12 protein-coding genes are annotated in these 13,175 nt (G+C 61.9%); 10 read left to right on the top strand and 2 right to left on the bottom strand.

What is annotated here, in order from left to right:
• The first annotated feature begins 80 nt into the window (after positions 1 to 80).
• From HU759_RS07590 to HU759_RS07575, 4 genes are read left to right on the top strand one after another with little or no spacing between them, the layout of a single operon-like run.
• A complete protein-coding gene (locus HU759_RS07590; protein ID WP_017137187.1) occupies positions 81 to 578 on the top strand; it encodes a DUF6231 family protein in 498 nt (165 codons plus the stop codon).
• A 4-nt stretch (positions 579 to 582) separates the two neighbouring features.
• Complete coding sequence (locus HU759_RS07585; protein WP_017137186.1) at positions 583 to 1,053, top strand: YchJ family protein; 471 nt, start codon at positions 583 to 585, stop codon at positions 1,051 to 1,053.
• A 20-nt stretch (positions 1,054 to 1,073) separates the two neighbouring features.
• Entirely contained in the window at positions 1,074 to 1,556 is a 483-nt protein-coding gene (locus HU759_RS07580) for an LEA type 2 family protein (protein WP_017137185.1), read from the top strand.
• Complete coding sequence (locus HU759_RS07575) at positions 1,553 to 1,765, top strand: SEC-C metal-binding domain-containing protein (protein ID WP_017137184.1); 213 nt, start codon at positions 1,553 to 1,555, stop codon at positions 1,763 to 1,765. The genes HU759_RS07580 and HU759_RS07575 overlap by 4 nt, the downstream gene beginning before the upstream one ends.
• A gap of 125 nt (positions 1,766 to 1,890) precedes the next feature.
• On the opposite strand, the gene HU759_RS07570 is transcribed toward HU759_RS07575, so the two are convergent.
• Positions 1,891 to 3,276, bottom strand: a complete 1,386-nt coding sequence (locus HU759_RS07570) for an ATP-binding protein (RefSeq protein WP_170036482.1) — start codon at positions 3,274 to 3,276, stop codon at positions 1,891 to 1,893.
• Positions 3,273 to 3,983: a response regulator gene (locus HU759_RS07565; protein ID WP_017137182.1), complete on the bottom strand. Its 711-nt coding sequence runs from the start codon at positions 3,981 to 3,983 to the stop codon at positions 3,273 to 3,275. Before HU759_RS07565 ends, HU759_RS07570 begins: the two co-directional genes overlap by 4 nt.
• Positions 3,984 to 4,180: 197 nt before the next feature.
• On the opposite strand from HU759_RS07565, the gene HU759_RS07560 reads away from it, so the two are divergent.
• From HU759_RS07560 to HU759_RS07535, 6 genes are all read left to right on the top strand, one after another.
• Positions 4,181 to 6,565, top strand: coding sequence for a TonB-dependent siderophore receptor (locus HU759_RS07560; RefSeq protein WP_170036480.1), 2,385 nt, complete (start codon positions 4,181 to 4,183; stop codon positions 6,563 to 6,565).
• Between the two features lie 25 nt (positions 6,566 to 6,590).
• Positions 6,591 to 7,709, top strand: coding sequence for an ABC transporter substrate-binding protein (locus tag HU759_RS07555; RefSeq protein WP_170036478.1), 1,119 nt, complete (start codon positions 6,591 to 6,593; stop codon positions 7,707 to 7,709).
• A 204-nt stretch (positions 7,710 to 7,913) separates the two neighbouring features.
• A complete protein-coding gene (locus tag HU759_RS07550; protein WP_017137179.1) occupies positions 7,914 to 8,972 on the top strand; it encodes an iron ABC transporter permease in 1,059 nt (352 codons plus the stop codon).
• Positions 8,969 to 9,754, top strand: a complete 786-nt coding sequence (locus HU759_RS07545) for an ABC transporter ATP-binding protein (protein ID WP_170036476.1) — start codon at positions 8,969 to 8,971, stop codon at positions 9,752 to 9,754. The genes HU759_RS07550 and HU759_RS07545 overlap by 4 nt, the downstream gene beginning before the upstream one ends.
• Positions 9,755 to 9,847: 93 nt before the next feature.
• Positions 9,848 to 10,492: a glutathione binding-like protein gene (locus tag HU759_RS07540; protein WP_170036474.1), complete on the top strand. Its 645-nt coding sequence runs from the start codon at positions 9,848 to 9,850 to the stop codon at positions 10,490 to 10,492.
• Between the two features lie 206 nt (positions 10,493 to 10,698).
• Positions 10,699 to 13,140 (top strand): penicillin acylase family protein, encoded by a 2,442-nt coding sequence (locus tag HU759_RS07535; protein WP_170036472.1) that lies wholly within the window; start codon positions 10,699 to 10,701, stop codon positions 13,138 to 13,140.
• Positions 13,141 to 13,175 lie beyond the last annotated feature (35 nt).

The following is a 13,175-nucleotide window of genomic DNA, read 5'->3' as shown; positions in this document are numbered from 1 at the left end:
TAGGACTTTTCGCTGCCGCCCGCTCTAGGCCCGCACGCTCAGCCGCGCTAGTCTCTAGGGTTCTGATGTGAGGATCTGTGATGACCGCTGGTATTTCTTCCCGTACACCCCAGCAAGCCCTGGCCGCTTTGCTCGACTTGCACCAGCCCAAACGCCTGTTGTTGTTGGGCGCCAGCCAGTTTCCGGCGCTGGAGGCGTTCCAGGCCGAGCACCCGGACACCATCGTGGCCATCGCCCCGCCCGGGCCGTTGCCGGCAGAACTGGCGGCGCAGCGTTTTGACCTGGCGCTGGTGGTCGACTGCCTGGAGCACCTGTCAAAACCGCAAGGCCTGACCTTGCTCGGCGGCATTCGCAACCTTAATAGCAGCCGCATTGCGGTGCTGGTGGACCTGGGCGCCTGCGGCTGGAAAGACACCGACTTCTTCTCCCTGGCCCTGCAAGCCGGCGAGCGTTTCCAGCGCGACGAGCAGGTACTGACACTGTTTACCTATGATCTGCTTGACTACAAACAGGTGCCCGACTGGCTCAACGCCCGTTTCTGGGCCAACCCGGAAAATTTTGGAAAGTATTGGTGGTAACCCGATGAGTACATCCATTTGCCCCTGCGGCAGCGGCAACCTGTTGGATGCCTGCTGCGGCCACTATCACGCCGGCCACCCGGCGCCGTGCGCCACCGCGCTGATGCGCTCGCGCTACAGCGCCTATGTGCTGGGCCTGGTGGACTACCTGGTGGCCACAACCTTGCCCGCGCAGCAAGCCGGCCTGGACCGCATCGCGATCAGCGCCTGGAGCGCGCAGAGCACCTGGCTGGGCCTGGAGGTGGAAAGTTCGGAAGTGTTCGGCGGCCAGCCGGAACATGCATTCGTGACCTTTACCGCACGCTGGCATGACAGCACCGGCGAACACAGCCACCGTGAGCAGTCGTCTTTCGTACAGAATGACGGGCGCTGGTACTTCATCGATCCGACGGTTGAGTTCAAGGCCGGGCGCAATGATGTATGTTTGTGCGGCAGTGGCCAAAAATTCAAGAAGTGCTGTTCCAGCTACCTCTAATCACCCACAGGGAAAACGCCATGCTTCGGATGTACAGCTTGATGCTGGCGTTGACCTTGAGTCTCAGCGGCTGCGCGTCGTGGTTTGAAGACGATGCGCCTACGCCCCACGTCGCCCTGGTGAAAGTCGAGGTGGTACGGGCCAAGCTGCTGGAGCAGAAATTCAAACTGTGGTTTCGCGTGGATAACCGCGACGACGCCGACCTCACGGTGCGCGGCCTGATCTATAAGGTCAGCCTGGGCGGTTTTGTCTTGACCGAAGGCGAGTCCAACGAATGGCTGACCATACCGCCGCGCAGTCATGGTTTTTTTCGGGTGAAGGTGCGCACCAACCTCTGGCCGAAGATCCGCGATGTGGTGCAAATGCTCAAAAACCCGACCAAACCCGTGCCCTATCGCCTGGAAGGCGAGCTGAAAACCGGATTATTCATCGGTAATGACGTGCAGGTCGCCCACAATGGCGAGATAATCCCCGGTGATTTTATTCCGGAGCGACATCGATGACTCAGCAACCCCATGTCCATGGTCCTGACTGCAACCACGATCACGATCAGCATGATCACGGCCATGATCACGACCACGGCCATGTCCACGGCCCGAACTGCGGCCACGCTCACCAGGAGCCGGTGCGCAACGCGTTGAAGGACGTGGGTCGCAACGATCCGTGCCCGTGCGGCAGTGAGAAGAAATTCAAGAAGTGCCACGGGGCCTGATGCCCTGAATGCAGTCAGTGTGGGAGCTGGCTTGCCTGCGATAGCGGTCTGACAGTTAACAATGTGTCAGCTGACCCACCGCCATCGCAGGCAAGCCAGCTCCCACATTTGCTCCGTATTTCAGATCAGAGCTTTCTCTGGAACTGCAACACCACCTCCACCCCCCCGCCTTCCCGATTACTCAAACTCAACCGGCCCTCATGCGCCCGCGCAATCGTGTGCGCAATGCTCAGCCCCAACCCGTAACCGCCCGTATCGGCATTGCGTGAGCCTTCGATGCGGTAAAACGGTTCCATCACCTGCTCCAGTTGCTCCTGGGGAATCCCTGGGCCACGGTCACTGATGACGATTTTCAAACTGTCCACCTGATCCTCAACCCGCACCACCACCTCTCGGCCATAACGCACCGCATTTTCCAGCAGGTTCTGCACGCAACGCTTGAGGCTGCGTGCATAGCCCGGCAGCGGTTGCCGGGCGCGACCGACAATGGTCACGCTTTCGCCCACGTCTTCAAGGTCGGCCTGCAGGCTTTGCAGCAAGGCATTGATGTCGATGTTCTGCCGCGTCTCGTTGATTTCGCCGCTGCTGACAAAATCCAGGGTGCTGGAGACCATGTGTTCCATTTCTTCCAGGTCACTGCGAAACCGCTCCTTGGTGCGCGTGTCTTCGAGCATCTCGGTGCGCAGGCGCAGGCGTGTGATCGGCGAGCGCAGGTCGTGGGAAATCGCCGCCAGAAAGCGCGTGCGCTCGGCAATATTGGCTATCAACCGTTGCTGCATCGCATTAAACGCCTGGGCGGCGCGGCGCACTTCGGTGGGGCCGTCCAACGCTAACGGCGGGCGCTGGATATCCCGGCCCAGGGCTTCGGCGGCCTTGGCCAAGGCATTGAGCGGGCGGATGGCCAGGCGCACCGCCACCAACGCGATGATCACCAGCACCAGCACGCGCAGCAAATAGATGCGCATCACGTAGTCGAACAGCAAGTCCAGCGGCGACGTGCTGGTCCAGCCCTGCTCCTCACTGGCGTCCACCTGCAACCAGCGCCCATCGGGCAGGCGCAGGTCGATCAGGAACTGCCCGATGACCGGCTTGGAACTGAGCAGGGTCGAGAGCCCGGCGCCTTGCCCTTCGCCATCAACCAGAGACAGGCGCAGCAACATCAGGGTCTGGGCAGAACCGGTTTTCTCCGTCAGCACCTGCTTGATCAGCCGCTCGGTGGGCCGGTCACTGTCGGTCAACGTGCTCGGCGTGTTGCTGGCCTGATCGCTTAAGGTCAGCTGAAAATGCGGCGTATTGAGCAGTTTGATCAACTGGTCGGCCTGCTGCGGGTCGCTGTGTACCAGGCGCACCACGTCTGCCAGGCGTGTGGCGATCAACCGCGCAGGAATCTCCAGCACCTGGCCATGCCGACGGTCGTACCAGATGCTGCTGGTCAGCGCCTGGGCCGCGAGCATGCCGCTGACCAGAATCAGCACCAGCCGCCCGAACAGCGAACGCGGCAGCAGTCTCACGACTCCAGCACCACATCATCGGCGGTCAGCATGTAACCCTCATTGCGCACGGTTTTGATCAGCCCCACCGGCAGCTGCGAGCGCAGGCGGCTGACACACACGTCGATGGAGCGGTCGAACGGCGTGCTGTCCTTGTCGAAGACATGGTTGAGCAAAAAGTCGCGACTCAACGGCCGGTTGGGGTGCTGCAACAGCAGGCGCAGCACACGGTAATCCGAGTTGCCCAGGCTCACCACCACGCCCTCGGGCGTGAGCAATTGCCGCGCCCGTGTGTCGAGTTGCCAGCCGGCAAAACGAATACTCGGTGCTTCATCCAGGCGTGCTCGATCGGGAAAGCTCTGCACCCGGCGCAACACCACCTTGATTCGCACCAGCAACTCACGCGGGTCGAACGGCTTGGGCAGGTAGTCGTCGGCGCCGATTTCCAGGCCGACGATGCGGTCGATCAACGAGCCTTTGGCGGTGAGCATCACCACCGGCGTGTTGGAACTGACGCGCAGTTCGCGGCACAGGCTCAAGCCGTCTTCGCCAGGCAGCATCAGGTCAAGCACGATCAGGTCGATCACATTCAGCGCCAGGCGGCGGCGCATTTCCTTGCCGTCGGCGGCGGTGGACACCTGAAACCCCGCGTCACTCAAGTAGTCGCAAAGCAACTGACGGATTTGCGGGTCATCATCAACGATCAGCAGGTGGTCAAGCTTGGCCATGGGCAGTCAATCCGAAAACTCAAAACGCAGGAGATAGCCGAAAGTTCATCCAGCGATACACGCAAATGTAATGGAATGTTGTGGGAAACCATAATCACGCATCAGCGATACAAAGCCAGGGCATGGCAGGCGGAATCGCTCTTTAGACTACCGAACCTAAATGAGAGTAATTGTAATTTAGACTCGGATCATCACCTATGTCATTGCCCACGCCCCAACGTCACACGCTGCACACAACCCTGGCACCGATGTTCGGTTTCCTCGCCGCCGGCAGTGTTGCGCCGACCGCCTGGGCCCATGCGCCGGCCGCCACGCCGAATGATTCGGTGGTAAGCCTGCCGCAAATCAAGGTCGACGGCCAGGAAGCCACCTCCACCTTCAAAGTCGACCGCGTGACCTCCGCCAAAATCAGCCAGCCACTGCTCGACGCCCCGCAAAGCGTGACCATCGTGCCGCAGCAGGTGCTCAAGGAGCAGAACGCGCAGACCTTGCAGGAAGTGTTGCGCAACGTGCCCGGCATCACCTTCATGTCCGGCGAAGGCAACTTGGGCTGGGGCGATCTGTTTTCGATCCGTGGGTTTTCCTCCGAGCAAAGCCTGACCGTCGACGGCGTGCGCGACGCGGGCATGTCCACACGCACCGACACTTTCAACCTGCAACAGGCCGAAGTGTTCAAGGGCACGGGTTCGATCGAGTCCGGCGTTTCCGCCGTGGGCGGCAGCGTCAACCTGGTGAGCAAAGAAGCGCACCTGGGCGATGCCAACAAGGTGTCCGCCGGGATCGGCACCGACAGCTACCGTCGCCTCACCGCCGACCTCAATAAACAGCTGAACGACACCACCGCCGTGCGCATCAACCTGATGAAGCACTACAACCAAGTGGCCGACCGCGACGACGTGGACTACGACCGCTGGGGCATCGCCACCTCATTCGGCTTCGGCCTGGGCACCGACACGCGCTTTTTCGTCGACACCTTTTACCAGAAAGACACCAATACGCCGGACGGAGGCGTGCCGATCCAGCGTGGCACCGACGGCCACCGCATGCCCGGCGTCAAACGCTCCGACTGGTACGGCGACTCCAGCCTTTATACCCAGGAGAACGAAACCACCTCGCTGACCGCCCGCTTCGAGCATGACTTTGACTGGCACGACGCCCACCTGCGCAACCAGACGCGCTGGGAACGCAGCGACAACTTCGCCGTGCTGTCGCCGGCACGCTTCTTCGTCGCCGATGCCAGCGGTAAAAAAACCTGCACCGGCGCCCGCTGTGCGACCTTGGGCTACACCGGCGTAGGGCCTATCAGCCAAGTGCCCGGCAGCACGGTGAATGCCTACACCGACTACGTGAACAACAGCAACACCGGCCACGGCATCCTGCGGGGCGGCGATTTTGGCCTGTCCAAGCGCTACACCATCCTGGATAACCAGACCGACTTCAGCTTCACGTTCAACACCGGCAGCCTGCAGCACGCCGTGGTCAGCGGCCTGGAGTTCTATCACGAGACCTACGGCGGCCTGAAACGCAACGCCGAAGTGCCGGCCGGCGATCTGTTCTTCAACATGAACGACCCCAGCCACAGCTTCGCCAGCACCTACGTGACCAAAGGCGAAGGCGACCCGCGCTCGGTGATCGATAACGCCGGTGTCTACGCGGGCGACACCGTCACCCTCAACGAGCAATGGCAAGTGCTCGGCTCGCTGCGCTACGACAACTGGCGCGCGCAAACCAGCCAGCGCGGCCAGGCCGACATCAGCAGCACCGACGGCGCAGTGAGCGGTCGCGTCGGCGCGGTGTACAAGCCATTGCCGAACGGCAGCATCTACGTGTCCTACAGCGAGGCGGCGCAACCGTCGGCGCTGGGCGCGTCCACCAACAACCAGATCTACGGCGCGTCCACCACCAGCAACTACAGCCCGGCCAAGTCGAAAACCTACGAGATCGGCACCAAGTGGGACATTGCCCACGACATGCTCAATGTCACGGCGGCGATCTTCCGCACCGAATTGGACAACGCCTGGGAATACCAGGACGGCGAATCCGCCCCGGTGCGCGCCCTGCCCGCCAAGCGTGTGGACGGCATCGAACTCGGCCTGCAAGGCAACATCACCCCGCGCTGGACCGTCTACACCGGCTTCTCGGCGCTCAAAAGCACGCAGACCAAAGGTATCAATAAAGGCGCGGAAGCCAAGAACGTCCCCGACCTGACCGCCAACCTATGGACCACCTACGCCGTCACCGACGCCCTGAGCCTCAGCTACGGCGAGCAATACGTGGGCCGTCGCCGCTACAGCGACAACAAGGATGTCGGCGGTTTGAACAACAACAGCAGCTACGCCAACGGCCCGTCCGGCGTGTATGCGATCTACACCCGCGACCACGAAAAAGCCCCGGGTTACTGGCTGAGCAACCTGGCGGCGCAATACAAGGTGAACAAGGACACCACGGTCAACCTTAACCTCAACAATGTGTTCAACACGTTCTATTACAGCCAGGTCGGCGCGTCCCTCGACGGCTTCCAGCTCTACGGCATCCCAGGTGCCGCTCGCACGCTCACCGCCAGTGTCGATTATGAATTCTGATTGCCCCTCACCCGGAGTCCTTTCCATGTTCAAACCTCGTAACGTGCTTAAGCTCGGCGTGCTGTGCGCCGCGCTGGTCCTCGGCCACGCCGAAACTGCCGCTGCCCATGAAGTCACCGACGCGTTGGGCCGCAAGGTCGAGGTCAAAGACCACGTCAAACGTGTGGTGCTGGGCGAAGGCCGCTTGATTTCGGCGTTTGCCTTGCTCGACAAGGACGCGCCGTTCCAGCGCATCGTCGGCTGGCAGAACGATTTGAAGCTGCTGGACCAGCACACTTACAACGCCTATGTGGCGAAGTTTCCTACGGTCAAAGACATCCCGTTGATCGGGCAAGCGTCGGAGCAGAGTGTCAGTGCTGAGGAGATTCTCTCGCTGAAACCGGACCTGGCGGTGTTCAGCATTTCCGGCCACGGCCCGACCGAACACAGCGCGGTGGCAGACGTGCTGGCCAAAGCCGGCATCCCGGTGTTGTTCGTCGACTTTCGCATCAACCCGGTGCAAGGCACCCACACCAGCATGAACGCGCTGGGCCAGGCCTTGGGCCGTGAAGCCCAGGCCAAGGCGTTTCTGGGTTTCTATGACCAGCACATCAAGGCCATCACCGACGCCGTTGCCACCTTGCCTGCCGCCGGCCCGCGCCCGAGTGTGTTCCTCGAATTGCTCGCCGGTGCCTGGCAGGCACCGGGGCACACCACCGGCAAAAGCGGCATGGGTGAAGTGATCAAGCTGGTCGGCGGGCGCAATATCGCCGCCGAGGTGGTGCCGGGTGCGCTGGGGGATATCAGCGTTGAATACGCGCTCAAGGCCGACCCGGATGTGTACGTGGCCACCGGCAACCACAAGCCTGGGCTGATTCTCGGCGCTGGCGTGAGCACCGATGAAGCCCGTGAGGCGTTTGATCGGGTATTGGCGCGGCCGGAGTTCGCCAGCCTCCGTGCCATCCGCGAGGGCAATGCCCACGGCCTGTGGCACGATTTCTACAACTCGCCGTACAACCTGCTGGCGATTGAAGTATTGGCCAAATGGGTACACCCGGAACTGTTCGCCAAGCTCGACCCGCAAGCGACTATGGAACAGATCAACCAGCAGTTTTTGGGGATGCCGCTGCAGGGTGCTTACTGGATTGACGCCAAAACCAAGTAACCCCTAGCGCCATGCACAAATGCAGGAATGCAGGAATGCAGGAATGCAGGAATGCAGGAATGCAGGAATGCAGTCAGTGTGGGAGCTGGCTTGCCTGCGATAGCGGTGTGTCAGTCACTGAATTAATCGACTGGCACACCGCTATCGCAGGCAAGCCAGCTCCCACATGTGGATTTTCGTTGTTTTCAACATTGTGTGAGCCCCATGACCACTCAAACCCTCGACCTTGCCAGCGCCACTCATGGCTATCGCCGTTTGCTGGCCCGGCGTGCCTGGCTGCTGGCGCTGCTCGGCATCGCGCTGGTCTGCGCCATTCTGGTGGACCTGGCCAGCGGCCCGTCGGGCATGGGCCTGCTGGCGTTGCTCGACGGCATCCTGCATCCGTCGCACCTGAGCGCCACCGACCAGGTGATCATCTGGAACGTGCGCCTGCCCTACGCGCTGATGGCGGTGCTGGTGGGTTGCGCGCTGTCTCTGGCCGGGGCCGAGATGCAGGCGATCCTCAATAACCCGCTGGCCAGCCCGTTTACGTTGGGCGTGTCGTCGGCGGCGGCCTTGGGCGCCTCGCTGGTCATCGTGTTTCCGGTGACCACGCTGTGGGTGTCGGCCAACACCGCGATTTCCATCTCGGCGTTTATCTTTGCCGCCGCCTCGGTGTTTTTGCTGCAAGCCATGTCACGCCTGCGCGGTGCGGGCGTGGAAAGCCTGGTGCTGTTCGGCATCGCACTGGTGTTCAGTTGCAACGCCGTGGTGGCTTTGCTGCAACTGGTGGCCACCGAAGACGTGCTGCAACAATTGGTGTTCTGGACCTTGGGCAGCGTGACCCGCGCCAACTGGGACAAGCTCGGCATCCTCGCCTTTGTGGTTGCCGTGGTGCTGCCGTTTTCCTTCGCCGCCGCGCCGCGCCTGACCCTGCTGCGCATGGGCGAAGACCGCGCACAAAGCTTTGGCGTGGACGTGAAGCGCCTGCGGTTTTTCTCGTTGCTTCGCATCAGCCTGCTGTCGGCCACCGCCGTGGCGTTTGTAGGCACCATCGGTTTTATCGGCCTGGTGGGGCCGCATATCGCGCGGATTCTCGTGGGTGAAGACCAGCGTTTCCTCCTGCCCGCCAGTGCGTTGACCGGCGCCTTGCTGCTGGCGCTGTCGTCGATTGCCAGCAAACTGATCATGCCCGGCGTGATTGTGCCGGTGGGCATTGTCACCGCCTTGGTGGGCGTACCGATTTTTGTGGTGTTGGTGTTCAAGCGCGGGAGGCAGTTATGAGTGCGGGGTTATCGGTACACAACGCCACGGTCAGCTACGGGCGTCGGCAGATTGTGCATGAGCTGAGCTTGCCGACCCTGCCCCACGGCAGCCTCACCGCCTTGATCGGCCCTAATGGCGCGGGTAAATCCACGCTGCTGCGGGCCATTGCCGGGCTGGAAAAGATGCAAGGCGTGGTCAGGCTGGGTGACCTCGACCTGTCAGCCATGTCGGTGGCCGAGCGTGCGCGCCGCGTGACGTACATGCCGCAAAACCTGCCGCCGGGCCTGAGCCTCAGCGTGATGGAAAGCGTGATCGCCGCGTTACGTGTGGCCAATGTGGACGGCATTGCGCTGTCCAGCGAGGCCTGCCTGGGCGAAGCCTTCGAAGCGTTGCAGCGTATCGGCATCGCGCATTTGGCCGATCAGCTGCTGAGCACGTTGTCCGGCGGCCAGCGCCAATTGGTCGGCCTCGCCCAGCTGATTGCGCGTCGCCCGCAAGTGATGCTGCTCGACGAACCCACCAGCGCGCTCGACCTTAATTACCAATTAAAAGTCATGGGCTGCGTGCGCACGCTGGTGCGCGAACACAATTTGATCGCCGTGGTGGTGCTGCACGATATCAACCTGGCTGCACGCTTCGCCGACCATATTGCCGTGCTGCGCCAGGGCAGGTTGTACGCCAGCGGCGTGGCGGATGAGGTGCTCGACCCGGCGTTGTTTGCCGAGGTCTATGGCGTACAGGTGCGCATTGAGCGGTGCTCGCAGCAGTCATTGCAGGTGTTGGTCGATGGGGCGGTGTGATTGGCTTCTAAGGTTAGACGCAAATGTTTGATTGAATTATTGCCCCTTGATCATCACCTATAGAGACAGGCATTCGCTCATTTGGAGAGCTTCATGATCGACCTGTACTACTGGACCACCCCCAACGGTCACAAAGTATCGCTGTTCCTGGAAGAAGCCGGCCTGCCCTACACGGTGCACCCGATCAACATTGGCCAGGGCGAGCAGTTCAAGCCGGACTTCCTGAAGATCGCTCCCAACAACCGCATCCCGGCCATCGTCGATCACAGCCCGACCGACGGCGGCGCGCCGATTTCGCTGTTCGAATCCGGCGCGATCTTGCTGTACCTCGCGGAAAAAACCGGCCAATTCATTCCAAAAGACCTGCGCGGCCGCCAGGAAGCGCTGCAATGGCTGTTCTGGCAAATGGGCGGGCTGGGGCCGATGGCGGGTCAGAATCATCACTTCAGCCAATTCGCACCGGAAAAGATTCCTTACGCGATCAAGCGCTATGTGGACGAAACCGCGCGCCTGTACGGCGTGTTGGACCGACGCCTGGCGGACCGCGCGTTCGTGGCGGGTGAGGACTACAGCATCGCCGACATGGCGATCTACCCGTGGATCGTTTCCCACAAGTGGCAGAGCCAGCGTCTGGAGGACTTCCCGCACGTGCAGCGCTGGTTCAACAGCATCAAGGAACGGCCGGCGACGGTGCGGGCGTATGAACTGGTGCAGAAAGTGAATCCGCCAAAATCCTGATCTATGTGGGAGCTGGCTTGCCTGCGATAGCATCACCTCGGTGTAACTGACACACCGAGGCGTCAGCATCGCAGGCAAGCCAGCTCCCACATTGTTCTCTACCGGTCTCAAGATCTCACGCTTAACCCAAACTCCTGCTTGCGTCGTTTCGCCGCGCTCACTAACGTAGCGCCTTTAATGACGCTACCCCCCGCAGGAGCTTTGCCATGGCCTCGCCAGCCCTCTCACACTTTATCCCCCGGTTCGGCGTTGCCGCGGCAGTGGCCAGTGCTTTAAGCCTGGCCGGTTGCCAGCTCCAGAGCACCCAGGACACCCTGCCGCCGGTGGCCGGTGTGCAACCGATCAAAGGCCTGGCACAGAATGTGTCGGTGCGCCGCAATGCCCAGGGCATGCCGTTGATCGAAAGCAACACCTTCCATGACGCGCTGTTCAGCCTCGGTTATGTACACGCCAGCGACCGCATCACGCAGATGGTCACTTTGCGCCTGTTGGCCCAGGGCCGCCTGGCGGAGATGTCCGGCCCGCAAGTGCTGGATGTCGACCGTTTCATGCGCGCGGTCAACCTGAAAAAAAGCGCCGGCGAGCTGTATAACGCTTCGTCGCCGCGCCTCAAGCGCTTCTTTGAAGTGTATGCCCGTGGCGTCAACGCCTACCTGTTCCGCTACCGCGACAAGCTGCCGCCGGACCTGGCCCAGACCGGCTTCAAGCCCGAGTACTGGAAGCCGGAAGATTCGGCGCTGCTGTTCTGCCTGCTGAATTTCAGCGAGTCGAGCAACCTGCAGGAAGAACTCTCGTCGCTGGTGCTGGCGCAGAAAGTCGGGGCCGACAAGCTCGCCTGGCTGACGCCGAGTGCGCCGGACGAGCCGATCCCGATGGACGAAGCCGACAAGCTCAAGGGCGTGAACCTCAGCCAGATCACCGGCCTTGCGGGGCTCGAAAGCATCGGCCAGCAGTTGAACAGCCTCAACGCACTGGCCGTCACCACCTCTAACAACTGGGCCATCGGCCCGCAACGCAGCCGCAGTGGCAAAAGCCTGTTGGCCAACGACCTGGCAGCCCAGCCACAAGCACCGTCGCCATGGAACTACGTGCAGATCCGTGCCCCGAAATACCAGGCGGTCGGCGTCTCGATTGCCGGTTTGCCGACCCTGCTGTCCGGCTTCAACGGCAAAGTGGCGTGGAGCATGAGCGCGGTAAAAGGCGACACCCAGGACCTGTTCCTGGAGAAGGTCAAACGCCAAGGCAGCGCGTTGTACTACGAGAACAACGGCAAATGGCTACCGGCCGTCGTGCGCAACGAAACCTACTTCGCCAACGGCCAGCGGCCGATTCGCGAAGTGGTGTACGAAACCCGCCACGGCGCCCTGCTCAACAGCAGCCAGGCACTCACCACCGGATTCGGCCTGGCCCTGCAAACCGCCGACCTCAAGGACGACAAGAGCCTGGACGCATTCTTCGACCTGTCCCGCGCCCAAAGCGCCGGCAAGGCCTCGGACGCAACCCGGGAAATCCGCGCCATCGCCCTCAACATGATCTTTGCCGACGCGAGCAGCATTGGCTGGCAAGTCACTGGCCGCTTCCCCAACCGTCGCGAAGGCGAAGGCCTGCTGCCCTCGCCGGGCTGGGACGCGCGCTTTGACTGGGACGGCTACGCCGACGCGATGCTGCACCCTTACGATCAGGACCCGGCCCAAGGCTGGATCGGCACGGCCAACCAGCGCACCGCGCCACGCGGTTATGGCATGCAGTTGTCCAATTCCTGGGACGCCCCGGAGCGCAGCGAGCGCCTGGCACAACTGGCCAACGCCGGCAAGCATGACAGCCGCAGCATGATCGCCATGCAGTACGACCAGACCACCACGTTTGCCGCCAAGCTCAAGACCATGTTCCAGGCGCCGGGTATGGCCCAGCCACTGAAACAGGCAATCGATGCGCTGCCGGCAACCGAAGCTGTGAAGGCACGCGAAGCGCTCAGTCGCTTGATGGCGTTTGATGGCCGCCTGGCACCGACCTCCGCAGACGCGGCGATCTATGAGTTGTTCCTGCAGGAAAGCACCAAGCAGATCTTCCTCGACGAACTCGGCCCGGAAACCAGCGCCAGCTGGAAAGCCTTTGTCAGCAACGCCAACCTGTCCTATTCCGCCAACGCCGACCACCTGCTGGGCCGCGAAGACAGCCCCTTCTGGGACGACGTGCGCACCGCGCAAAAAGAAGACAAACCGGCGATCCTCGCCCGCAGCCTTGCCGCCGCCATCACCGCTGGCGACAGCCAATTGGGTGGTGATCACAAGGCCTGGCAGTGGGGCAAACTGCACACCACCACCTGGAAAAACACCAATGGCCAGGTGATCCGCGGGCCGTTTGCCAGTGGCGGCGACCACAACACCCTGAACCCGGCGCCGTACAGCTGGGGGCAGGATTTTGTCACCACCCAAGTGCCGGCGCTGCGCATGATCGTCGACTTCAGCCAAATCGAACCGATGATGGGTCAAGGTGGCATCGGCCAATCCGGCAACCCGGCCAGCCCGAGTTATGCGAACGGCATCGATGCGTCGCTCAAGGCGCAATACCTGAGCTTCCCTATGCAGCCGCAGAACTTTGACAAGGTGTACGGGAAAACCCGCTTGACCCTCACACCCGGCAAGTAACCCGGTGATCGTTCCCACGCTCTGCGTGGGAATGC

It is taken from the genome of Pseudomonas sp. OE 28.3 (genome assembly GCF_014268205.2).
GTDB lineage: Bacteria > Pseudomonadota > Gammaproteobacteria > Pseudomonadales > Pseudomonadaceae > Aquipseudomonas > Aquipseudomonas edaphica.
The sequence above is the reverse complement of the archived record's forward strand: the minus strand, read 5'-3'. Positions and strand labels throughout refer to the sequence as shown.